A 22,199-nucleotide genomic window follows, 5' to 3' on the forward strand; every position below is an offset into this window, starting at 1 on the left:
AATGATGGGGCTGTCGGGCCGTGACCGACCCCCCCAGAGGTCACGGCCCGACCCCTATTTCCGGGGACGGTTCGCGCACGAGGACGGTTGTTTCGGGTGACACCTTTCGAGGTCGTCGTGCTGGCGTTCGCCCTGGCGATGGACGCCGTCGCCGTCTCCCTCGCCGAGGGGTTGCGACTGCGCCGTCCCGGCTGGCGCGACGCGCTCCTGATCGCCGCGATGTTCGGGCTGTTCCAGGCGCTGATGCCGGTGCTCGGATGGGCGCTGGCGTTCAAGTTCGCCGACGCCGTGAGCGCCGCGACGCCGTGGATCGCGTTCGGGATGCTCGCGCTCATCGGAGCGCACATGATCAAGGAGTCGTTCGAGGACGACGACCACGGTGCGACGGCGAACGTGTCGCTGCGGACCATCACCCCGCTGGCGATCGCCACCTCGATCGACGCGGCGGCCGTCGGCGTCACGTTCGGCGTGCTGGAGGTCGACGTCGCCCCGGCGGTGACGGTGATCGGCGTGGTCACTGCCGTGCTGTCCCTGGCCGCCGTCTTCATCGGCGCCCGGGTGGGGGAGCGGCTCGGCCGCTGGGCGACCCTTGTCGGCGGCGTGATCCTGGTCGCGATCGGACTGCGGATCCTGCTGGCGCACCTGCTGGGATAATCGGTCGGCGGCCAGGCGCCGAAAAGCCCTCGACCCCCCGTCGGCTCCAGCGACAGGGGGTCGATCTCCGGGCTGGGCGACTTGCCCGGTCAGGACTTCGAAGACCGGCGGATCGCCACCCGTGGGGGGAGCACAAGCAGCGATCCGTCGGACGGCTCTTCATCCCGTAATCAGGACGTTAGCACAGATTTGCCTTGCTGATGTGACTAAATGTGACAGGCTTGGTCTCAGTCCGAATCGCGGGCTCGGCGCGACCGCTCCAGCGCAGGGAGAAGAACCATGAACAAGACCGTCAGGCTCGCCATCGCCGCCCTCGTCGCCGCCCTGGTCACCACCGTGGGCGTGGCTGCGCCGGCCGACGCGAAACCGATCTCGCCGAGCCTCGGATCGCTCTGCTGCTGATCGCGGATCAGGCGCGGGAGGTCTGGCGGCTGCTGCGCCGTGAGACCAGTCCGCTGGTGGCGGCGGCGCTTCGATACGCCTCGCGCGCGGCGTCGTAGTCGCCGACGTCCTCCAGGAGGTCGGCCAGCTCGAACCACAGCTGGGCGGCCGACCGGTCGGCGCCTGCGCCCGTCAGCAGCATCACCGCGTCCTGGTACGACGCGCGGGCCGCCGCAGCGTCGCCGTGCGCGGCATGAGCCTGACCGGTCACGACCATCGCCTCCGCGGCCACCTGGTTGGCGCGCTCTCCGCAGGCCGCCCGCGCCGCCGCTGCTGTGGTGAGAGCGAGCTCGGGGTCGCCGGACGCGAGGTAGGCCTGGGCCAGAGCGACCTCGTTGCGGGCACGGTCGACCTCGCTCGCGCTCGAGGACGCCAGCTCCTCCCGTGCGCGAGTGAGGTGGTCGAGCGCTGCCTCGACGTCCGGCGGATCGATCCGCAGCTGGAGCTGGCCGATCTGGATCCGGAGGCGGGCGAGGTTGCGGACGTCGCGTCCCTCGGCAAGAAGCGCCAGGGCCCGCGAGGCGAGAGGAAGGGCAGCCTTTACGTCGCCGCGCTCGGCCATGATGAAGCTCGAGTTCCAGTACGCGCCCGCCCGCGCCCCCGGAGTGTCGAGTCCCTCGGCGCGCTGGGCGGCCGCCGTGCAGATCCGGTTGGCGCGGTTGAGGTCGCCGCGCTCGATGTAGGCAGCGGCGACGGTCACGGAGAGCTGGACGGCCTCGTCGGAGCCGCCGAGCCCGGTCTCTGCGATCTGCGACTCGATCTGCTCGCCGATCTCGACCGCCAGGGCGAGGTCCCCCGTCTCGCGGTAGCAGCGACTCAGGGCGATGCCGCTCTGGATCAGGACGAGGCCGGAGGTCTCGGTCGTGAGCCGTTCCAGCTCGGTGATCGCCCCGTCCAGGTCGCCCAGCGCCTCGAGCGCGCGGGCGAGGAGATAGCGACCCCGGTCGGTGAGGTCCGCGAGCGAGGCCTGCTCTGCGCGGGCGAGGTGCTCGCGCGCCTGGCGTTCCGCCTCGACCGCCTCGCCGGACTCGAGCGCGAGCTCGGCGTAGTCGAGGCCGAGCCGGATCTCGTCGTACTCGCTCGCGGTGACGCCGCGCAGCAGCTGCTCCACCGGGATGCGGAGGCGGCCGGCGATACTGGTCAGCACCGCCGGCTGGGGGCGTCGGGCGCCGCTCTCGATCCGGGAGATGTAGCCCACGGAGACCTCGCCGCCCGCCAGCTCGGTCTGGGTGAGGCCGCGGGCGACCCGCGCGGCGCGGACCCGTGCGCCGAGGTCGGCCAGGTCGACCGAGCGCAGGAGCTCGGCGTTGGTCGGGTGCATGTGACTCATTGTGACAAAAAACGGGCCAACGCGGGCGAGGTGACGGGATCCTGGCGAAGTCACAGCGAAGCGGGGCTTTACAAAAAGAAGGGCCTTGTCAAGACGTTTTACAAACGATAGCCTTCTGTCAAGTTCACCGGACCGCCCCCGCTGAGCGGCGGGCGAAGGAGGCGACGAGTCGATGGCGACCTCGAGCACGGAACCGACGTCCGCCCAGCCGCCGGGGGAGACCTCGGGCTGGAAGGACAAGAAGCGCTACCTGTGGATGCTCGGGCTGGTGGTGCCGAGCCTGGCGTTCATCGCGTTCGCCGGCTACACGCTGCTGGGTTGGAGCGCGGCCCTATGGGTCGGCCCCCTCCTCGTCTTCGTCATCATCCCGATCCTCGACGTAGCGCTCGGCCTCGACGCCGAGAACCCGCCCGACGACCTGATCGAGGCCCTCGAGAGCGACAAGTACTACCGCTGGATCACCTACCTCTACCTGCCGATCCAGTACCTCGGCCTCTTCGCCGCGATGGCGATGATCGCCGGCATCAACCCGCTCACCTGGAGCGCGGACCTGGTCGGCGCGACCGGCTGGATCGCCGACACGCTCAGCCCGAAGCTCCTGGCCGACCTCGACCTGTCGGTCGTCGACAAGATCGGGCTTGCCCTCTCGGTCGGCTGCATCGCCGGCATCGGCATCAACACGGCCCACGAGCTCGGCCACAAGCGCGAGGCCAACGAGCGCTGGCTCTCGAAGATCGCTCTCGCACAGAGCTTCTACGGCCACTTCTACATCGAGCACAATCGCGGCCACCACGTCCGGGTGGCCACGCCGGAGGACCCGGCCTCGTCCCGGCTGGGCGAGAACTTCTACCAGTTCTGGCCGCGCACCGTGGCCGGCTCCCTCAGGAGTGCGTGGCGGCTCGAGGCCAAGCGCTACCAGCGCAAGGGCACCCACCCGTTCCACCTCGGCAACGACGTGCTCAACGCCTGGCTGATGTCGGCGGTCCTGTTCGGGACCCTGCTGGCGCTGTTCGGGTGGGGCATCGCGCCGTACCTCTTGCTCCAGGCGGTCGTCGGCTTCTCGCTGCTGGAGGTCGTCAACTTCCTCGAGCACTACGGCATGCTCCGGCAGAAGGTCGGCCCGGAGGGCAGGCAGCGCTACGAGCGGGTCAACCCCTCGCACTCGTGGAACAGCAACAACATCGTGACCAATGTCTTCCTCTACCACCTCCAGCGGCACAGCGACCACCACGCCAACCCGACCCGGCGCTACCAGGCGCTGCGCTCGTTCGACGAGTCGCCGACGCTGCCGATGGGCTACGCCGGCTGCATCGTGATGGCCGCCGTCCCTCCGCTCTGGCGGGCGGTGATGGACAAGCGGGTCGTCGCCCACCTCGGCGGCGACGTGACGCTCGCCAACATCCAGCCGCGCAAGCAGGCGAAGTACTACGCGAAGTACGGCGCCGTCGAGCACGAGCCCACCGTCGGCGACGACATCACCGTGCAGGACTTCCAGACCGAGGTGCTGGCCGCCAAGTGCCCCGGCTGCTCCTACGTCTACGAGGTCGCTGCGGGCGACGAGCACGAGGGCTTCGCTGCCGGCACGGCGTGGAACGACATCCCAGACGACTGGTGCTGCCCCGACTGCGGGGTCCGCGAGAAGGTCGACTTCGTGCCGGTCGACCCGGAGACCCTCGAGGTCCGTGCCCGCTGACCCTCGCGGCGCCTGCGGGATAGTGGGCGCATGCGATTCGGACTGATCGGCACCGGGCCGTGGGCGGAGACCGTCCACGGCCCGGCGCTCGCCGGCGCGCCCGGCATCGAGCTGGTCGGCGTGTGGGGCCGCTCGCCCGAGCGGGCGACCGCGCTCGCCGCCGGCCTCGGCACGCACCCGTACGCCGAGGTGGACGCGCTGGTCGCGGACGTCGACGCCGTGGCGTTCGCCGTGCCGCCGACGGTCCAGGCGGAGCTGGCGGTGCGGGTCGCGAAGGCCGGCCGGCACCTCCTCCTCGAGAAGCCTCTCGCCGCCGACCCCGCGCAGGCACGCGCAGTGCGCGAGGCGGTCGACGCCGCCGGGGTCGCCTCGGTCGTGTTCCACACCGATCGGTTCATCGCCCAGTCCCGGGCCTGGTTCACCGAGGTCCAGGAGCTCGGCGGGTGGCGGGGCGGGTGGCTGCGCTGGTTCGCCGCCCTCCAGGAGCCGGGCAACCCGTTCGGCTCCTCGCCGTGGCGACACGAACGCGGGGCGCTGTGGGACGTCGGCCCGCACGCGATCTCGACGCTGACGGGGGCACTCGGGCCGATCGAGCGCGTGCGTGCGACCGGGGGTCCGGCCGACCTGGTGGTGCTCGCGTTCACCCACGCATCAGGCGCCACCAGCACCGCGACGCTGACGGCGTTCGCGCCTCCTGCCGCGTGCGGGTTCGAGGCGGCGGTGTGGGGAGAGCACGGCGTGCTCCCGATGCCGCTGCGGCCGGAGGGCGCCTTCCTCGACGCCTACCGTACGGCGCTGCAGGAGCTCGCCGAGTCCGCGCGGAGCGGAGCCCGACACCCCCTCGACGCGGAGTTCGGCGTGCACGTCGTCGACCTGCTGGACGACGCCGCGCGCCAGCTCGGCGCCTAGGGCTGGGCCTAAGGCTGGGCCTCGGCCACGGCCCGCAGCTTGGCCAGGCCCCGGTCGAAGTCCTTCGCGATCGCCTTGTCGAAGTACAGCTTGCCCATGAGGGTCATGAGCACATTGCGCTCGCCGGTCATCGTCCACTCGACGCGCGTGCCGCCCGCGGCCGGCGTCAGGTCGAACGCCGTCTGGTTGCTCGCCTTGAAGGGCTCGACGAACTCGAGGTCGATCTCGATCCGCTCCGGGGTCGACCGGGTGATCTCCATGCTGCCCTTGCCGACCGACTTGTTGCCGCTCCAGGCGTAGTGGGCGCCGACGCCCTTGTCGGCGCCGGAGAAGCTGCGCTCGAGGTGGGGGTCCATCTCCTCCCACGGCGACCACGCCTCCCAGGCGTGAAAGTCCTCGAGGATCGCGTGGACCCGCGCCGGCGGGGCGTCGACCACCGCGTCGCGCGTCAGGGTGAAGGAAGCCATGCCTCAGCCTAGGACGCGACGACGGGTCAGGGCCGGGCGCCGATCCCGGTCCGGAACTCGTGGCTGCGGAAGCGGCCGCTCGTGCCCGGCGCGAGCGGCGGCGTGGGCCCGCCCTCGGCCGTGCGGAAGCCCTCCCACAGCGCCTGGAACGTCGCGTGCGCGTCGATCGTGGGCTCCCACCCCAGGACCTCCCGTGCGCGGTCGGTGCGCATCACGGGGATCTGGAGGAGCAGGTCGAGCAGGCCGGGCGCGGTCGGCACCAGGTGCGCCGACCACGCAGCGCCGACGAGGGCCCGGGTGAGCCGCGCAGGCACGCCCACCGTCGGCCGGCTCAGGAGACGGGCGATCGCGTCGATGTCCAACGTGGGGTCGGTCGCGATGTTGAACGCTCCGGACGCGTCCCCCAGGAGGGCGAGCCGGTAGGCCTCGACCACGTCGTCGGTGTGCACGACCTGCAGCGTCGCGCCGGGATCCGGCACCACAGGCGGCCCGACCCTCGCCAGCAGCTTCGTCGGGGCCAGCGGGCCGGCGAACAGGCGCCGCTGCTGCACCGACGCCTCGCGGCGGAAGATGAACGCGGGGCGCAGCCTGACCACGCGGGTGGCCGGGTGCCGCTCCTCGAACACGTCGAGCATGCGCTCGACGTACGCCTTCTCCCTGCTGTACGCCGCGGTCGCGACGCCGTGCGTCGGCCAGGACTCGTCGACGGGGTGCCCGGGTCCGGGGCTGTAGGCGCCGACGGACGACGCATGCACGAACGTGGCGACCTTGGCCTCGGCGGCGGCGTCGAGGACCCGGGCGCTGCCCTCGACGTTGGCCTGCCAGGTCGTGGCCGGGTCCCGGGTCGGCTGGAACAGCCACGCCAGGTGGACCACCGCGTCGGCACCGCGCAGCAGGTCGGACGGCACGCGCTCCGCGACGTCGACGCTGCGCCACTCGACGCCGTTCGGGAGGCTCATCGGAGGCCGGCGCGAGATGCCGACGACCCGGTCGACCGCGGGATCGGCCGCGAGCCGCTCGACGAGGCGCGATCCCACGTTCCCCGTCGCGCCGGTGACCACCACGTGCATGACGGGGAGGTGCCCGTTCGTCGCCGGGGTAGACGGTCAGGCGCGACCGGTGGCCTCGCGCGCGGCACGGTACGCCGGCGCGCGCAGTCGGCGTACCCACTCGTAGTGCTGGAGACCGGGCAGCGGGTTAGCGATCGGGTCGAAGGAGATGTCGGGGTCGGGGCCGGTCGTGCTGTGCACCGTGAGCTCGGCGAACCGCACCCAGGGACCCAGCCACCGGGACCAGAGGAGCTGGAACCGCAGCGGGTCCCCGCCCCCGGGGCAGGCGCCGATGAGCAGCGGGCCGCGCGGGCTGCGGTAGGGGAGCAGCGTTGTCAGCGGACGGGAGGTGATCTCGCGGCCCGCCGTCAGCATGAACCGGGTGACCCGGCCCAGGCCGGTGCTGGCGAACAACAGGTCGGCGTGGTGGGTGCGTCCCGAGATGGGCACGCGCATTGCGAGCCCGTGGATGTCCGGCACGGCGCCCGGAAGCCCGATGGCGCGAGAGATCCGGACCACGACCTCCTGGGTGCCGGCGATCTCGAGCCAGGGCACGGCGATCCCGGCGCTGCCGGTGCGGACGAGCCTCGCCGTCACCACCACCCCGCTGGGGTGGAGGGGCTTGGGATCGGAGCGCACCTTCGTCAGCTGTCGCGACGCTCCGGCGAGGAGCTCGCCGACGGCGCCGGCGGCGTCGTTCGCGAGACCGGGGACGCTCGGTGTTCGCGGGGGTTCCACGCGGAGGTGGTACCCCTCCCGGTGGACGTCAGCCTGCTCACCGCCCGGCCCATCTTCCTCGCCGCCCTCGTCCGGCCCTGCTCTTCACGGACCTCGACGTCTTCGGCCTGCACCTGACCTGAGGAGCCGTCCGGCGCACCAGGCCGGCGCTGGCGCGGTGTCCTGCGCAGGTGATGAAGTGAGCGCATGGACCAACGGATCGCTGCCTTCCACGACCTCCATTCCGCAGGGTGCTTCGTCATGCCGAATCCGTGGGACGTCGGCAGTGCCCGGGCGCTCGAGCGGATGGGCTTCCCCGCATTGGCGACGACCAGCGCCGGAGCGGCGTGGACCCTGGGACTCGCCGACAACGAGCTGACGCTCGAGCAGAGCCTCGACCACCTCGCCGCGATCGCGGACGCCGTCGCGGTGCCGGTCAATGCCGACTTCCAGAACGCGTTCGCGGTCGAGCCGGAGCAGGTCGCCGCCCACGTCAAGCTGGCCGCGGCCACCGGCGTCGCGGGACTGTCGGTCGAGGACTCCACCGGTGACGACGACGAGCCCCTGTTCGGGTTCGAGCTCGCGGTCGACCGCGTGCGCGCGGCGCGGCAGGCGATCGACGAGTCCGGCTCCGGCGTGCTCCTCACGGCGCGGTCGGAGGGCTTCGTCGTCGGCCGTCCCGACATCGACGAGACCATCCGTCGGTTGCGGGCGTTCGCCGACGCCGGTGCCGACTGTCTCTACGCGCCGCGGATCGAGACCGCCGAGGACGTGGCCGCCGTCGTGGCCGCGGTCGAGCCCAAGCCGGTGAACCTGCTGATCAACGCTCCCTTCATCACGGTCGCCGAGGCCGCCGAGCTCGGCGTGCGCCGGATCAGTGTCGGAGGCACCCTGGCGCGGACGGCGTGGGGTGGCTTCCTGGAGGCGTCGCGCGAGCTCGCGGACGAGGGAACGGTGTCGCGGTTCCAGGGGCTCCCCAACGTGGACGCGCTGTTCAGCAGCACCTGACCGGCCGCGGGCAGGCTCTTCCGCGGCGGTCGGCGCCGGAGGATGCTGGTCCGATGGCAGACACCGCGGTGCCGCAGAAAGGCATGGTCGTCCCGCTCGCCGCCTTCGTCGCTGGCGCGGTGGTCGCCCTCCTGCTGGGCGTCTTCGGCAAGGTGCACGACCCGACGCTCGACGCCACCACGACGCTCGGCTTCGACGACGTCCGGGACATGAAGGTCGTGGTCTCGGTCGCGATCGGCGTGCTCGCCGTCGGCCAGGTGGTCGGCGCCCTCTGGATGTACGGCAAGCTCGGCATCAAGGCGCCGTCCTGGCTCGGTACGGCGCACCGCCTCTCCGGGACGCTCGCCCTCCTGCTGGCGGTGTTCGTCGGCTACCACTGCATCTGGGCGTTCGGCTTCCAGACCGGCACGACGGCCCACGGCTACGAGGTGCCGTTGCGCGGGGTCGTCCACGAGGTCCTCGCCTGCGCGGTCTTCGGTGCGGTGGTGGTGAAGGTGATGGCGGTGCGGTCGAGGCGCGCGCCGGGATGGTTTCTTCCCGTCGCCGGCGGCCTGCTGTTCTCGCTGCTGGTCGTCGTCGTGCTGACCTCGGCCGGCTGGTACCTCGACGAGAAGGGCTGGCCGTCCTAGGCCGCCGGGCGCGTCACGGCGTGCGCGCGGCGACGAACTGCCGGGCACTGACGCCGTGCCAGCGGCGGAACGCCTGCGAGAAGCTCGACATCTCGGCGTAGCCGAGCCGGTCGGCGATCTCGGCGACGGTCAGGCTCCCGGAGGCGAGGAACTCGGCCGCCAGCGTCGCCCGCACCTCGTCGACCAGGGTGCGCACCGAGGTGTCCTCCTCGGAGAGCCGTCGCCTCAGGGTCCGCTCGCTGAGGTTGAGCGCGGTCGCCACCTCGCCGGCCGAGGGCACGTCCCGAAGCCGGGCGAGGATGAGGTCGCGAACCTGTCCGGCCAGGCCGGCGTGGGCGTTCCGGCGGTCGAGCAGCGCGCGGCACTGGGCCTGGGCGAGAGCGGTGGTGCGCTCGTCGGCCTGCGGCAGCCGCTGGTCGACCAGACCGGGGTCGAAGACCACCGTGTTCGCGGCCGCGCCGAACTCCGGCGTCACGCCGAAGACCTCCGTGAAGCGAGCGGCGGCCTCCGGCGACGCCGGCTCCTGCGTGAAGGTCACCCGGCGGAAGCGGGCGCCCCGGCCGAGCACCTCCGTCTGGATCGTGTGCACCGCGGCCATGTCGCGCTGGAGGATGAAGCACGCGACGTCGTCGGGAAGCGCCGGTGTCCGGAAGGTCATCCGCAGGTCGGCGCCGTCGAGGTCGGCGTACGGCGCGGTGAGCGCATAGGTGAGGTCGATGAACCGCAGCCCGATGTCGACCGCCGCCCGCACGGTCGGCGCGCTCATCAGCGCGAACCCCCAGATCCCGAACGTCGTGAGGTGGTAGCGGCAGCCGGCGTCGAGGCCCCAGGTCGCGCCGGGTCCGGCCGTCGAGGCGAGGTTGCTGATGACGGCGGTCTCGGCCTCGGCGCTCACCTCCGAGTCCGGCGCCTCCATCGCGGCCAGGGTGAGACCCGAGCCGGCGAGCACCGCGTTCTCAGCAAGGCCCCGCTCCATCCCGAGTCGGGCGAGGATGAGGGCGCCCATGGGCGAACGGGGAGCGAGGGGACTCGTGCCGTCGCTGGGAGTCACCTGGCCGAATCTAGTAACTCTGTGGCCGCTGGTCACCTGTCCGCGCCCAGGACGAGCGACCTACCTTCGAGGTAGCCACCGCCACACACCTGGAGGGTCGGAACATGCCTCGCGTCTATCTCTCCTCCGTCATCGAGGTTGCTCGCTCGTCCGTCACGAGCGTCGTCCGGGTGCTCGCCATCCTTCGCTAGCACCGTCAGCCGGCCGTCCGCGGCCTCAGGATCACGATCGGCAGCGGTCGGTCCGTGCGCGCCCGGTACTTCGCGAAGGTCCCGCGGTTGGCCTTGTTGCAGAGCGCGAACATCCGCTCGTAGTCGGGGTCGTCGGTCCGCGCGACGGTCGCGGTCGACGGCATCCGTCGTACGCCGACCTGGATCTCGACCGCCGGGTCCGCCTCGAGGTTGAGGACCCACGCCGGGTCGCGCCGCGCGCCGCCGTTGGAGCCCACCACGAGGTACCGGCGGTCGTCCTTGGCGTAGACCAGGGCCGTCGTCCGGGTCAGGCCGGTCTTCCGGCCGGTCGTCCGCAGCAGCAGCGTCGGCATCCCCATCAGCAGTCGGTGCCCGAGCACTCCGCGGGAGTGCTCGTAGATCGCCTGGTGCACGTCGAGGGTCTTGAGGAAGACGTCCCGCTGGCTCGGGGGAGAGGGCAGCTTCATGGGTCCGAGCATGGCACTAGGAGGACCGGATGGGCGCGGCCGGCCTGGGTACGACGCAAGGGGGAGTCCGCACCGGGGAGCCAACGAGGAGGAGAGACCATGACCACCGCACGCGACATCATGACCGGCAACGCCGAGTGCGCGAAGACCACCGACACGCTCGTCGACGCGGCCAAGAAGATGCGGGACCTCGAGGTCGGCGCGCTGCCGATCTGCGGCGAGGACAACCGGCTCAAGGGCATCATCACCGACCGCGACATCGTCGTCCACTGCGTCGCCGAGGGTGGCGACCCCAGCGCGACGAAGGTCGAGGCCCTGGCCGAGGGCAAGCCGGTCACGATCGGCGCCGACGACAGCGTGGAGGAAGCGCTGCACACGATGACGCAGCACCACGTACGGCGGCTGCCCGTCATTGACGGCCACGAGCTGATCGGCATGGTGAGCCAGGCCGACATCGCCAAGCACCTGCCGGAGGAGATGGTGGGCGAGCTGGTCGAGGCGATCAGCGGCGCCGCACCGAACAGCTGAGTCACGGCGGCCTGCCGCCGCCCGTCCTCATGAGCGCCCGCTGCTCAGTCCGCGCGGGCGCTCATGACGATCTCCAATGCCTCGATCACGTCGGCCACCACCGGGTCGGCAGGACCCGGCTGCCGGCGCGGCGAGATCGCGTAGTGACCGCGTGTGGGCGCATCCGCGATCGCGACCGCGACGACGTCGCGGCGAAGGGCGCGCCCCAGCAGGCCCGGCACCAGCGCGACCGCGTGCCCGGCCGCGACCATCGCGGCCTTGCCGGTCAGGTCGGCCGCGGTCAGCTCGAGCCGGGGGTCGAACCCGGCCCGCGCCGCCGCGGTCCGCAGCAGCGCTTCGGACCCCTCGTTGTCCTCGACCCACGTCGCCCGGGCGAAGTCGGTGAGCGGCACGGGCCCGCCGGCGCCGGCCAGCGAGTGGTGTTCGGGGACGATCACGCACATCGCGTCGGTGCCGAGGAACCTTCGCTCCACCCGGTCGTCGTGGGGAAGGCCGGGCGGGGCGTCGGTGACGACGGCGACGTCCAGGTCACCCGCTGCGACGGACCCGGTGAGCTCGCGGGTCAGACCGGTGACGAGTGTCCAGGTCAGGTCTGGCCGCTCCTCGCGGACCCGACGCAACGCCGCCGGGACGACCGCCGCTGCCGCGGACGGGGTCGCGCCGAGGGCGACGGGTGCGCTCGTCGTACGCGCATCACGAGCGGCGCGGACCGCCCGGTCCGCCTCGGCGACCACGGTTCGGGCGTGGTGACGGAACGCCTCACCCGCAGCGGTGGGAACGACGCCGCGGGCGCCTCGCTCGAGGAGCGTCGTGCCGACACTGCGCTCCAGCGCGGCGACCTGACGTGAGACCGCGGACTGCGTGTAGCCCAGCTCAGCAGCCGCGCCTGAGAGTGAGCCGAGCCGACACACCGTCAGGAACGTCCGCCAGGCCGTGAGCTGCATGGCAGCAGCCTATGCAGATCAGGCATGGGAGTGCTGCGCGATCGTCGCTTGTGGCAGGGTTCGCGGTCTCGGACGATGGGCGCCGTGACGACCTCCGCAGCCTCCGCCGCTCCCTCTGTCGCCGTTCTCGGCTTGGGCCGCATGGGTGCCGCAACCGCACGCCGGCTCCACGGCCGAGGGCACCCGGTCGTGACCTGGTCGCGCTCGGGCCGGACGCTGGACGAGATCCCCGGCGTCGCCGAGGCCCCGGCGGCAGTCGCGGCGGCCGACGTCGTCGTGCTGTGCCTCTTCGACGGGCCCGCGTGCGCGGCGGTCGTCGGCGCCGTGCGCGACGGGTTGGCGGACCGGACCGTGGTCAACACGAGCACGGTCGGCGTCTCCGACGCCGTCGCCCTGGCTGCGGATGTCGCCGCCACCGGCGCCGGCTACGTGCACGCGCCGGTCTTGGGCTCCGTGCCGGCGGTGCTCGGCGGCGACCTCACGGTCCTCCTCGGTGCCGATCGGGAGTACGACGCCGCCGTGACTGCAGTCCTCGAGGCTCTCGGCGACGTGGTGCCGTGTGGCGGGGTGGCCGACGCAGCCGCGGCGAAGCTGCTGGCCAACGGCGTGCTCGCGAGCGGCCTGCTCGGTCTCCGGGACAGCCGGGTCCACGCCGCTCAGCTCGGCATCGGCGCCGGCCGGGCGTTGGCAGTCCTCGAGCGGACGCTGCTCGGCCGGCTGGTGACCAGCAAGCGAGCCGCGCTGGAGAAGGGCGACTTCTCCGACGCCGACTTCACGGTGGGTGCGCTCGCCAAGGACCTGGCGTTGCTGGCCGCCGGTGCCCCCGCCGCCGGGCGACTCCGGGACGAGGTCGCCGCAGCGCTCGCCGGAGGAGCGGTCGGACCGGATGACGACATCATCGCGCTGTGCGTGACCCGGCCGGACGCCGACACCGGACCGCACGGGCTCACGATCGCGCCGGAGGTCGTCGCTCCTGCCGAGGTGTTCGCCCCACTCGCGGCCTACGTCGCCGGCCATGCGACGGGCGACGCCGCCCACCACCGCCGGGCCTTCCTGCCCACCGCCCACGTCGAGGGCGTCCGGGAGGGTGCGTTCGTGTCCTGGAGCCTCGAGGAGTACTGCGCGCTGTTCCCGGGCCGGCCGGCCGACGACGAGGATCAGCGCAGGCGCCGCATCGACCGCGTCGAGGTGGCCGGCGCCGTGGCCACCGCCGCGATGACGCTGCGGCACGGGCCCGCCGTCTTCACCGACCTGTTCCTGCTCGTCCGCGTCGGCGACGAGTGGCGGATCGCCAACAAGGTCTACGACCGGGCCTGACCGAGGACCGTCACCAGGTGCGGACCCACAGGCAGTGCTCGGAGCGGCGTAGCTGCTCGACGGCCTCGGTGGACAGAGGCTCCGACGCGTCGGTGACCACGTAGCCGAGTCCGCCGGTGGTCGACAGGTGCTGGTCGATCAGGTTGTCGCCCGCAGCGGCGAAGACCGCGTTGAGCTCGGCGAGCACGCCCGGGACGTTGTGGTGGAGGAAGCCGAGCCGGTGTCCCGGGGTCAGCGCGGGCGGCAGCACCGGCGGGAGGTTCACCGACAGGGCGGTGCTGCCCTCGAGGGCGAACCGGGCGAGCTTCTCGGCGACGAACCAGCCGATCTCCTGCTGAGCCTCCTGGGTCGAGCCGCCGACGTGCGGGGTCAGGATGACGTTGTCGAGCCCGCGCAGCACCGAGTCGAAGGGGTCGCCCTGGGCCTTGGGCTCGACCGGGAAGACGTCCACCGCGGCGCCTGCGATGTGCCCCGACAGCACGTGGTCGCGGAGGGAGTCGTAGTCCACGACCATGCCGCGCGACGCGTTGATGAAGAGGGACCGCGGCTTCATGGCCGCGAACTCCTTGGCGCCGAAGAAGCCGGCGTTGCCGGGCCGGCCGTCGATGTGGAGGCTGACGACGTCGGCGACGGCGAGCAGCTCCGCGAGCGAGTGGGTACGACGCGCGTTCCCGTGCGCCGGGCGGTCGGCCTTGTCGTAGAAGACCACGGACATCCCGAGCGCCTCGGCGACATTGGAGAGCTGGGTGCCGATGTTGCCGTACCCCACGATCCCGAGGGTCCGTCCGCGGACCTCGTGGCTGCCGCGGGCGGACTTGTCCCAGACCCCGTCGTGCATCCGCTGGATCTTCTCGGGCAGGCGCCGGGCGAGCGCGATGATCTCGCCGATCACGAGCTCGACGACGCTCCGGGTGTTGGAGTAGGGCGCGTTGAAGACACCGATGCCTTGCTGCGCCGCCGCTCCCAGGTCGACCTGGTTGGTGCCGATGCAGAAGCAGCCGATCGCCTCAAGGCCGCGGGCCTCCGCCAGGACTCGTGCGGTCACGGTCGTGTTCGAGCGGATCCCGAGCAGGTTCACGCCGTCGAGGCTGGCGATCAGCTCGCCCTCGGAGAGGGCGCCCGGACGCGCGTCGACCTCGTAGCCGCGGCTCTCCAAGATGTCGACGGCCGCCGGATGGATGTTCTCAAGGACGAGAGCCTTCACGACGACCACCGTAGGGGCAGCGCCGCGGGGCGTGCGAGGGAGGGCGCTACCTGCGGCGGACCGCGCGTACGACGGCGTCCACGCCCGTGCCGGCCTCGGGCCGGACCCGCTCCTCGGCGTGGATGTTCCACGCGGCGGCGTCCAGCGCGGCGCGAGCGTCCGCGATGGTCACCTGTCGCTGTCCGGCCGCGGGGGTCGGCTCGCCGGTCGCCGGGTCGACCGGCAGGTGGCCGACGACGAACAGCGTCCCGCCCGGAGCGACCCCGGAGGCGAGTCGGCTCACCATCTCCGTCGGCGAGTCCGCGACATGGACGTAGAGGCAGCAGACGAGGTCGTACCTGTGCGGCTGGGGCGTCCATCGGCCGAGGTCGCCCTCGACCCACTCGACGCGATCGGCCACGTCCGGTCCGATGCGCCCGGCCGTCGCCCGCGCGTGGTCGAGAGCAGCGGGCGAGAAGTCGACCGCCGTGACCTCCCACCCGGCCGCGGCGAGCCACAGCGTCTCGGCGCCGTGCCCGCACCCCGCGTCCAGCGCCCGGCCGGGGGCGAGCCCCCCGACATCGGCGACCAGGTAGGCGTTCGGCGGCCGGCCGGCCACCTTGTCGCCGTGCTCGCGCAGCACCTGCGACCACCGCCGCTCCCAGGAGTCCCGGTCGAACCCGTCGCTCATGCCACCTCCCTGTCGTCGACTCGTCGCCGACCACCGTACGGGTCAGAGGTACTGTCCCGCGGCCGGGCGGCGGGACCGCCAGCCTCCGGCGTTCGCCCGCGCGAGGAGGGCGTCCGTCGTCACGTGGTCGGCGGTCTCAAGCACGGTCGCGCGGACGAGCTCCTTCAGGTCGGCCCCGGTCGCGCCGTCCGTCGCCCTGGCCACGGCGTGGAGGTCCAGCTCGGTGTCGCACCAGGCGAGGTAGCGCTCCAGGATCGCGAGCCGACCCTCGACGCCCGGCGGCTCCATCGTGATGACCGTGTCGAAGCGGGACGACCTCCGCGCGGCCTTGTCGATCTTGCGGTGGTCGTTCGTGGACGCGATCACGACGACGCCGGTGCGGTCGGCCAGCCCACCGTCCATGACGTTGAGGAACTCACGGAGCCGGTGCGGGTTGGTCTGGCCACGCTCTCCTGCGATCAGGTCGAGGTCGTCGATCAGGATCAGGCACGGCGCCAGGTCGGCGGCGAGGTCGAAGAGCTCGGTCAGATAGTGCTCGGTCACGTAGGTGCCGGGCACCAGCACGGTCGTCGTGCCGCGGAGCTCGCCGGCGACCACCGTGCCGAGCTGGGTCTTGCCGGTCCCGGGCGGGCCGACGAGAAGCAGGCCGGTGCTGGTCCCGAGCCCGCGCGCCTTCAGGTCCTCGGCGAGCTCGAGGACCCGGTGCACGCTGCGGTCGACGGTCTCCCACACCGACGCGTCGAGCTTGAGCAGGTCGCGCGAAGCGGCCGGCGGCGTCCACCTCGTCAGCACCAGGCCGCGGTTGTTGGAGGTGACCCGGTAGGCACCGAGACGGTACGGCGAGTCGGCCGTGCGGCACGTGCGGAGGAGCGAGACGAAGGCGTCCTGGAGACCGTCGTCGTCCTGCGCCCGGCCGATGAGCTCGACCTCGATGTCGTAGCGGTCGGTCGCGATCCGCAGCACCACGGGCACCGACGTCAGCGCACCTGCCGGAAGCACCACCATCGCGGCGTGGAACGCGCGGACGTCACCAGTCGCGCCCTGCACGCTCCCCGAGGCCGGCGGCAGGCCGGGGTGAGCGCCGACGTGCTCGGCACCCCAGCGCTCCTGGGCCTCGAACAGCCACCGGCCGACCGAGTGGGCGATCGCCGGCTCGACGGACTCCGACAGGACCACCAGCTCCATCGCGTCGACGCCAAGCCGGGCTGCGGCGTACTCGTAAGGGGTGGGCCGCTGCGGCTCGCGCCGCTGGAACTCGCGGTCGATCGCCTCGGCGAGCAGCTTGAGGGCAGGCGTGGGCGCCTCCGTGAGGAGGTCGGTCGCGTCGATGTCGCCCATGGTCACCACCTTTCGAGTGCGTTGCCGGACAGTACGGACGGGCCCCGACGGATCGGGCACAGTCGGCCATTGTCCGACTGACAGCCCCGGGATCGCGAACGAGTTTCGGGTGTCGGCGGTGAGACCAGGGAGGCGGCGCACCCGGTTGCCATCAGCACGCTCGAGGAGAACCATGGCCGACATGAGCGAGGCGTTCATCGTCCCTCCTGGGGAGGGCCGGCTCCTCGACCTCGGCAACTTCGAGGCCGTCGTCCTGGCGACAGCGGCGCAGACGGACGGCGAGCTCACCCTGCTGCAGACGCAGAGCGAGCCACCGGACTTCGGCCCGCCGCTCCATCTCCATCGCGATGCCGCCGAGGCGTTCTTCGTGCTGGAGGGCGAGTACCTGATGTTCATCGAGGACCAGCAGACGCTGTGCCCGCCCGGGACGTTCGTCTACGTGCCGCGAGCGACGCCCCACACCTTCAAGGTCGTCTCGGCCGGTGCCGGCAAGAAGCTGAACCTCTTCTCGCCCGCTGCCATGGTCCAGTACTTCGAGGAGCTGGCCGAGGCAGAAGCGGCCGGGACCGTGACTCCCGAGCTGCTCGACGAGATCGCGGCCCGCAGCAACGTGGAGGTTCTCGGCCCGGTGCCGAAGACCTACCTCTGAGCGAGCGACCGCCGACGACGTCCCCGTCTCGTCACCACGGTCTGCGAAGGACGACGACTCCGCGTCGCGACCATCCGCGCCGAGCGGTGACCTCGCCCCGGCACGGGCCGGCGCTGCCTGCCCGACGGTGCGTCTAGACGACGGCCTCGACGATGCGCAGCGGGCCGCCGGTCTCGATCACCGTGCTGCTCGAGAAGCCGGCGCCCTGCAGCAGCTCGGCGAGCTCGTCGCCGGTCCGCTCGCGCCCACCCGTGATCGCCAGCATGATCACGTCGAGCGTGTGCCCCCGCCGATCGGCGCCGGCGTCCACGAGGACGTTCTCGATGATCAGCACCCGCGCGCCGGGCGAGGCCGCGCGACGTACGGCGCCGAGGATCGCGGCGGTCTCGGCGTCGGGCCAGTCGTGGAGCACCTCCATGAGGAGATAGGCGTCCGCGGTCGGCAGCGGGTCGACGAAGAAGTCGGCTGCGCGGGTGGTCATGCGGTCGCGACCGACATCGAGCGAGGCGATGACGTCGGGCAGGTCCACCAGGATCCCCTCGGCCGCCGGCACGGCATCGAGCACCGCACGAAGCAGGTGGCCGCGGCCGCCGCCGATGTCCGCGATCGTGTCGAAGCGGCTGAAGTCGTACGCCCGCAGGACGGCTGCGGTGTCACCGGCCGCCTTCGACGTCATCGCCCGGCCGAAGATCTCCGCGTCCTCGGGGTGGGACTCGAGGTAGGGCCAGAGCCCGGCACCGGCGACCAGCTCGATGGAGGGGCGGCCGGTCCGGACGGAGTGGTCGAGCCGGTCGAAGGAGCTCCGCATGACCGGCAGGCCCATCATCCGGGCGAACTCACGCATCGACATGGCGTGGTCGGTCCGCAACAGGCGCGAGGCGTCCGTGTGCTGGTAACCGTCCCCCCGTCTCTCGAAGACCCCGTTCGCCGCCAGCAGGCACAGCACCCGGTCGAGTGCCTCGGCCTCGACCTCGCACGCGGCCGCGAGGTCCTTGCTGCTGACGGGTTCGTCGCCGATCTGGTCGGCCACGCCGAGCTCCGCCACCGTGTGCAGGGCGGAAGAGGCTACGACCGCGTTGGTCAGGTTCCAGATCGTCTCGTGCGGTTGCGGTGCCATGGTGCTCTCCTCGGTTGGTGCGGCGCTCGCAGGCAACCGCTGGACGTTGATCAGGTGCGGCTGATGGACAGGCCGCCGTCGACGCGGAGCGCGGTGCCGGTCACGAAGCTCGACGCCTCGGAGGCGAGGTACAGCGCCGCCTGGGCGATCTCCTCCGGCTTCGCCATCCGCTTGAGGGCGTGGAGGGAGCTCATGAACGCCCGCACCTGCGGTGGGGCGCCGGGCGCGTTCGCAACGTTGGCCGGGGTGTCCGTGCCGCCCGGGATGATCGTGTTGACCCTGACGCCCCCGTCGGCCAGCTCGACCGCGAGCGCCTGGGTGAGGCCGATCAGTCCGGCCTTGCTCGCTGCATAGGCGGCGGTGCCGGGCATCCCGACCGTGTGGCCGACGAAGGTGGAGGTGAAGATGATCGAGCCGCCGCCGCGCGCGAGCATCGCCGGCGCCTGGTGCTTGGCCCCGAGGAACGCGCTCGTCAGGTTCGTGTCGACGGTGTCGTGCCACTGCTCGAGGGTCAGGCCGGCCACCGGTGCCATCTCGCCGTTGGTGCCGGCGTTGTTGAACGCGATGTCCAATCCGCCGAAGCGCTCGACGGCCAGGTCCACCAGGTGCTCGGCGACCTTCTCCTCCCGGATGTCCCCGACGACGGAGACTGCCCGCCCGCCGTTCCCCTCGATCTGGGAGACGAGCGAGTCGAGCTCCTCCTCGCGGCGGGCGGTGACGACCACGCTCGCCCCTTCGCGGGCGAGCAGCAGCGCCGTCGCCCGGCCGATGCCGGAGCTGGCGCCGGTGACGATGGCGACTCGGTCGGTGAGGGCACTCATGGGGACTCCCGTTGCGTGAGCTGGTGGAGTCCCGACGCTAGGGATCACGGCAGCCGGCGGCGTCCGCAGAACTGCTCATGCCCACTACTCATTTCTGCATGGTCACCCAGACGGCGATCTGGCTGCGGTTCGAGAGGTCCAGCTTGGTGAGGATGTGCTGCACGTGGTTCTGGACCGTGCGCTCCGACAGGTACAGCCGCCCGGCGATCTCACGGCTGGTGAGCCCCTTCGTCACCAGCTCGGCGACCTCGTGCTCGCGCGGAGTGAGCGGGTTCGACGGTCCCTCGTCCGTCAGCTGTTGGATGAGCTGCGCACTCCGCGAAGCCACCAGCGCCATCCCCAGCTCGGTGGCGCGTCTCGCGGCGTCGGCGACCAGGGAACGTGCCCGGGCAAGGTCCCGCCCCTCTGCTCGAGCGGCCAAGGTCGCGGCGAGCTCGTGAAGGGCCTCGGCGTGGTAGCCCTTGGCGCCGTTGATCGCGCAGGTGCGGACTGCCTCCTCGAGATCGGCGGCTGCTTCGTCGTACAGGCCCAGATGACGGCCGGCGATCCCGAGCCACAGCTCGACCGGTCCCGTGTAGGCGACCGCACCTGCGCCACTCGCGACGTGCCGTCCGCGGTGTCCCGCCATCAGCGCGCGCAGCCGCGCGACGTCGTCCGGCTCGTCGAGGGCGACGGCGACGGCGATGCCGAGCGCGTACGCCGCCAGGGTCGCGTGAGGCGTGGGCCGCCACCCTGCAACCGGACCGAGCGAGCGGTAGAGGTCGGCCGCCTCGGGCACCCGGCCGAGATCGGCCAGCAGGTACGCCGGGCCGAGGACCAGCATGACCGAGCCGCTCCGGGTGAAGGGCCTGCTGTCGACGGGGGCCTCCGTCACCTGGTTGGCCGCCATCGTCTGGTGGTCGTGGCCGACGTGGTGACCGACCATCTGCAGGAGTGCGGCTCGCGGCAGCGCTGCGATCGGGTGACCGGTCGGCGCGATGACGTCGAACGCCTCGGACGCCAGCCGGCGTGCGTCGGCGAAGCGACCCTGGGCTTGGGCCAGGACCCCGTGGGCCCGCACCACGTGCCACCGCGCGAACCGGCCGCCCACCTCCTTGGCGGGGAGCTCGGCCGCTGCGATCTCGCGGCCGGCCGCCAGCAGGTCACCCCGTTCGAAGGAGGCATCCACGCGCCACAGGTGGGCCCACAGCTCGATGCGCGGGTCGCGGTCCGCTGAGCTCAGGTTCAACATCCAGTCCGACAGGCGCTCCCGTTCCTCCACGCCGTCGGGCCCTTCGCAGACCAGGCGGCGGGCGTGGAGAGCGGCGACCATGGCGCCGCGGTCGGCACAGTCCTGGGCGAGCGCCAGCGCGTCCTCGCTGGCGCGCTCGGCTCGCTCGGCGTCCCCGAGGTACATGCACGCCTCGGCGACCCGGGCGGTGACGCGGGCACGCAGGGGCGTGGCTGCGGGGTCCAGCAGGCGCAAGGCTTCTTCGCCGAGCCGCTTCGCCGCGAGGTCCGTGTCCGGATGCCCGAAGACGCCTTCGAGGAGGAGAGCAGCCTCCGCCAGCAGCTCCGCGGAACCGGTCCGGCGAGAGATCGCAGCGGCTTGCAGGCATGCGTCCAGCCTCCCGGGGAAGTCTGCGGCGGCGCCCAGGGCTCCGGCGAGTGCCAGCAGCATCCGACACCGGTCGTCGTCGCTGACCGCGCCTCCTCCGACGTCGAGCGCCAGGCGGAACAACCGGGCCGCCTCCTCGAACGCGAGCTGGTTCAGCGCCTCCTCCGCCGCCCGTCGGATCCAGGTGACCGCGGTGCTGGCATCGCCTTGCACTGCTGCCACCGCCCAGTGTCGAGCGAGGTCGAACAGGTGCAGCTCGAGCTGCCCGGCGTACACCTCCTCGATGGCGAGCGCCGCCCTGTGGTGCAGCCGGACCCGCTCGGGGGTCGGCAGCCCGGCCTCGATCGCGTCCCGGACCAGCGCGTGCACGAACTGGTGCCTGGCGGGCGTCGCGCCGGTGACGAGAAGGCCGGCGTCGACCGCCTCGTCGATCCGGCCGAGACAGGTGGCGACGGGGAGGTCGGCCACCGCGGCGAGAAGAGGAGCGGAGACCTCCCGACCGATGATCGAGGCTGCCTGGAGCAGCTCGACGCAGCCGGGCGACAGCCGTCGGAGGCGGGTCGCGATCGCGTCGCGAACGCTCACGGTGACGACTGATCCTCGGTTCGGGGCGTGCGCGTCGTCCATCGCCCTGGCGATCTCGCCGACGAAGAACGGATTGCCGCCCGTGAGCGCTCGTATCTTCGCCGCCTGGGCGCTGTCGACGTCGTGGCTCAGGGCCAGGGCGAGCTGCCGGCCGACCTCTGCCTCGCCGAGTCCGGACAGGCGGATCGCGCGGGTCGGCCCGTCCCGGAGCATCCCGGTCAGCAGCGCCGAGTGACCGTTCTCGGTGTCGCGGTGGTTCACCAGCACGAGAAGTCGCTCGTCCGACAGCGTGCGCACGACGTGCTGGAGCAGCAGCAGCGACGGCTGGTCTGCCCATTGGGCGTCGTCGAGGACGACCACCAGGGGAGTGCGGCCGGCGACCTGGCGCAAGAGCCGACTGACGCCGTCGAACTGCGCGAACCGGACCTCCGAGGAGCCGGCGTCGGCGGTGCCGCTGCCGGCCGGGAGCCGTCCGGGCAGGAGGTGGCGGACGTGGTCGGTCAGCAGGCTCCCGTCGGCCAGGTCGACGACGTCGACGAATTCCGCGGTGCTCCTGATCACCTCCTGCCAGGGCCAGTACGGCGGCGCCCCCTCGGACTCGACACCCCGCCCCCACGCCGCCGGGACCCGTCTCGCCCGCGCCAGCTGGGCCAGCTCCTCCGCCAGACGGGTCTTCCCGATCCCTGGCTCACCACTGCACAGCACCACCCGGGGGTTGCCGGCCAGGGCTTCGTCCAGCCAGCCGTCGAGCAGCGCGAGCTCACGGTCTCGTCCCACCAGCTCTGTTCGAACCACCCGCGGCCTCCAAGCCGACGATCTGGGT

At 72.2% G+C, this 22,199-nt stretch carries 22 protein-coding genes; 9 read left to right on the plus strand and 13 right to left on the minus strand.

What is annotated here, in order from left to right; all coding sequences use genetic code 11:
• The first annotated feature begins 96 nt into the window (after nt 1–96).
• Together F0U47_RS13545 and F0U47_RS22035 are read left to right on the plus strand one after the other, a co-directional pair.
• Nucleotides 97–654: a manganese efflux pump MntP gene (locus F0U47_RS13545; RefSeq protein ID WP_149751009.1), complete on the plus strand. Its 558-nt coding sequence runs from the start codon at nt 97–99 to the stop codon at nt 652–654.
• A 279-nt stretch (nt 655–933) separates the two neighbouring features.
• Entirely contained in the window at nt 934–1,056 is a 123-nt protein-coding gene (locus tag F0U47_RS22035) for a hypothetical protein (protein WP_281290995.1), read from the plus strand.
• A gap of 7 nt (nt 1,057–1,063) precedes the next feature.
• On the opposite strand, the gene F0U47_RS13550 is transcribed toward F0U47_RS22035, so the two are convergent.
• Nucleotides 1,064–2,416, minus strand: coding sequence for a helix-turn-helix domain-containing protein (locus F0U47_RS13550; protein ID WP_188111348.1), 1,353 nt, complete (start codon nt 2,414–2,416; stop codon nt 1,064–1,066).
• Nucleotides 2,417–2,597: 181 nt separating this feature from the next.
• On the opposite strand from F0U47_RS13550, the gene F0U47_RS22120 reads away from it, so the two are divergent.
• Together F0U47_RS22120 and F0U47_RS13560 are read left to right on the plus strand one after the other, a co-directional pair.
• Nucleotides 2,598–4,118 (plus strand): fatty acid desaturase, encoded by a 1,521-nt coding sequence (locus F0U47_RS22120; RefSeq protein ID WP_149751011.1) that lies wholly within the window; start codon nt 2,598–2,600, stop codon nt 4,116–4,118.
• Between the two features lie 30 nt (nt 4,119–4,148).
• On the plus strand, nt 4,149–5,027 hold the full coding sequence (locus tag F0U47_RS13560; protein ID WP_149751012.1) for a Gfo/Idh/MocA family protein: 879 nt from the start codon (nt 4,149–4,151) through the stop codon (nt 5,025–5,027).
• Nucleotides 5,028–5,035: 8 nt separating this feature from the next.
• On the opposite strand, the gene F0U47_RS13565 is transcribed toward F0U47_RS13560, so the two are convergent.
• Genes F0U47_RS13565 through F0U47_RS13575 form a run of 3 tightly spaced genes read right to left on the minus strand, consistent with a single transcriptional unit; the run spans nt 5,036 to nt 7,281 of the window.
• Nucleotides 5,036–5,494, minus strand: coding sequence for an SRPBCC family protein (locus F0U47_RS13565; protein ID WP_149751013.1), 459 nt, complete (start codon nt 5,492–5,494; stop codon nt 5,036–5,038).
• A gap of 26 nt (nt 5,495–5,520) precedes the next feature.
• Nucleotides 5,521–6,564 carry an NAD-dependent epimerase/dehydratase family protein gene (locus tag F0U47_RS13570; protein WP_149751014.1) on the minus strand — a complete coding sequence of 348 codons (1,044 nt, stop codon included), beginning with the start codon at nt 6,562–6,564 and terminating at the stop codon, nt 5,521–5,523.
• A gap of 36 nt (nt 6,565–6,600) precedes the next feature.
• Complete coding sequence (locus tag F0U47_RS13575; RefSeq protein WP_149751015.1) at nt 6,601–7,281, minus strand: phosphodiesterase; 681 nt, start codon at nt 7,279–7,281, stop codon at nt 6,601–6,603.
• Nucleotides 7,282–7,467: 186 nt separating this feature from the next.
• On the opposite strand from F0U47_RS13575, the gene F0U47_RS13580 reads away from it, so the two are divergent.
• Nucleotides 7,468–8,268, plus strand: a complete 801-nt coding sequence (locus F0U47_RS13580) for an isocitrate lyase/PEP mutase family protein (RefSeq protein WP_149751016.1) — start codon at nt 7,468–7,470, stop codon at nt 8,266–8,268.
• 53 nt (nt 8,269–8,321) lie between these two features.
• Entirely contained in the window at nt 8,322–8,897 is a 576-nt protein-coding gene (locus F0U47_RS13585; protein ID WP_149751017.1) for a DUF6529 family protein, read from the plus strand.
• A gap of 13 nt (nt 8,898–8,910) precedes the next feature.
• Here the strand turns inward: F0U47_RS13585 and F0U47_RS13590 are convergent, their stop codons facing one another.
• Together F0U47_RS13590 and F0U47_RS13595 are read right to left on the minus strand one after the other, a co-directional pair.
• Nucleotides 8,911–9,948, minus strand: a complete 1,038-nt coding sequence (locus F0U47_RS13590; protein WP_223162771.1) for an AraC family transcriptional regulator — start codon at nt 9,946–9,948, stop codon at nt 8,911–8,913.
• Between the two features lie 196 nt (nt 9,949–10,144).
• On the minus strand, nt 10,145–10,606 hold the full coding sequence (locus F0U47_RS13595; RefSeq protein ID WP_149751018.1) for a nitroreductase family deazaflavin-dependent oxidoreductase: 462 nt from the start codon (nt 10,604–10,606) through the stop codon (nt 10,145–10,147).
• Nucleotides 10,607–10,705: 99 nt separating this feature from the next.
• On the opposite strand from F0U47_RS13595, the gene F0U47_RS13600 reads away from it, so the two are divergent.
• The gene (locus tag F0U47_RS13600; RefSeq protein WP_149751019.1) at nt 10,706–11,134 is read left to right on the plus strand and encodes a CBS domain-containing protein; all 429 of its coding nucleotides are present in this window, start codon (nt 10,706–10,708) and stop codon (nt 11,132–11,134) included.
• Nucleotides 11,135–11,178: 44 nt separating this feature from the next.
• On the opposite strand, the gene F0U47_RS13605 is transcribed toward F0U47_RS13600, so the two are convergent.
• Nucleotides 11,179–12,078, minus strand: a complete 900-nt coding sequence (locus F0U47_RS13605) for a LysR family transcriptional regulator (RefSeq protein WP_149751020.1) — start codon at nt 12,076–12,078, stop codon at nt 11,179–11,181.
• Between the two features lie 84 nt (nt 12,079–12,162).
• On the opposite strand from F0U47_RS13605, the gene F0U47_RS13610 reads away from it, so the two are divergent.
• Nucleotides 12,163–13,395, plus strand: a complete 1,233-nt coding sequence (locus F0U47_RS13610) for a nuclear transport factor 2 family protein (RefSeq protein WP_223162772.1) — start codon at nt 12,163–12,165, stop codon at nt 13,393–13,395.
• A 10-nt stretch (nt 13,396–13,405) separates the two neighbouring features.
• On the opposite strand, the gene serA is transcribed toward F0U47_RS13610, so the two are convergent.
• From serA to F0U47_RS13625, 3 genes are read right to left on the minus strand one after another with little or no spacing between them, the layout of a single operon-like run.
• Nucleotides 13,406–14,599 (minus strand): phosphoglycerate dehydrogenase, encoded by a 1,194-nt coding sequence (gene serA / locus F0U47_RS13615; RefSeq protein WP_149751022.1) that lies wholly within the window; start codon nt 14,597–14,599, stop codon nt 13,406–13,408.
• Nucleotides 14,600–14,645: 46 nt separating this feature from the next.
• Complete coding sequence (locus F0U47_RS13620) at nt 14,646–15,269, minus strand: methyltransferase domain-containing protein (protein ID WP_149751023.1); 624 nt, start codon at nt 15,267–15,269, stop codon at nt 14,646–14,648.
• A 42-nt stretch (nt 15,270–15,311) separates the two neighbouring features.
• Nucleotides 15,312–16,607 (minus strand): AAA family ATPase, encoded by a 1,296-nt coding sequence (locus F0U47_RS13625; protein WP_188111349.1) that lies wholly within the window; start codon nt 16,605–16,607, stop codon nt 15,312–15,314.
• Between the two features lie 172 nt (nt 16,608–16,779).
• Between F0U47_RS13625 and F0U47_RS13630 the strand changes: the two genes are divergently transcribed.
• On the plus strand, nt 16,780–17,256 hold the full coding sequence (locus F0U47_RS13630) for a cupin domain-containing protein (protein WP_188111350.1): 477 nt from the start codon (nt 16,780–16,782) through the stop codon (nt 17,254–17,256).
• 133 nt (nt 17,257–17,389) lie between these two features.
• Here the strand turns inward: F0U47_RS13630 and F0U47_RS13635 are convergent, their stop codons facing one another.
• The 3 genes from F0U47_RS13635 to F0U47_RS13645 form a co-directional block, all read right to left on the minus strand.
• A complete protein-coding gene (locus tag F0U47_RS13635) occupies nt 17,390–18,373 on the minus strand; it encodes a methyltransferase (RefSeq protein WP_149751025.1) in 984 nt (327 codons plus the stop codon).
• A gap of 50 nt (nt 18,374–18,423) precedes the next feature.
• Entirely contained in the window at nt 18,424–19,194 is a 771-nt protein-coding gene (locus F0U47_RS13640) for an SDR family oxidoreductase (protein WP_149751026.1), read from the minus strand.
• An 88-nt stretch (nt 19,195–19,282) separates the two neighbouring features.
• Nucleotides 19,283–22,153, minus strand: coding sequence for a helix-turn-helix transcriptional regulator (locus F0U47_RS13645; protein ID WP_188111351.1), 2,871 nt, complete (start codon nt 22,151–22,153; stop codon nt 19,283–19,285).
• Nucleotides 22,154–22,199 lie beyond the last annotated feature (46 nt).

Origin of the sequence: Nocardioides antri (genome assembly GCF_008373765.1) — a bacterium.
Lineage (GTDB): Bacteria > Actinomycetota > Actinomycetes > Propionibacteriales > Nocardioidaceae > Nocardioides > Nocardioides antri.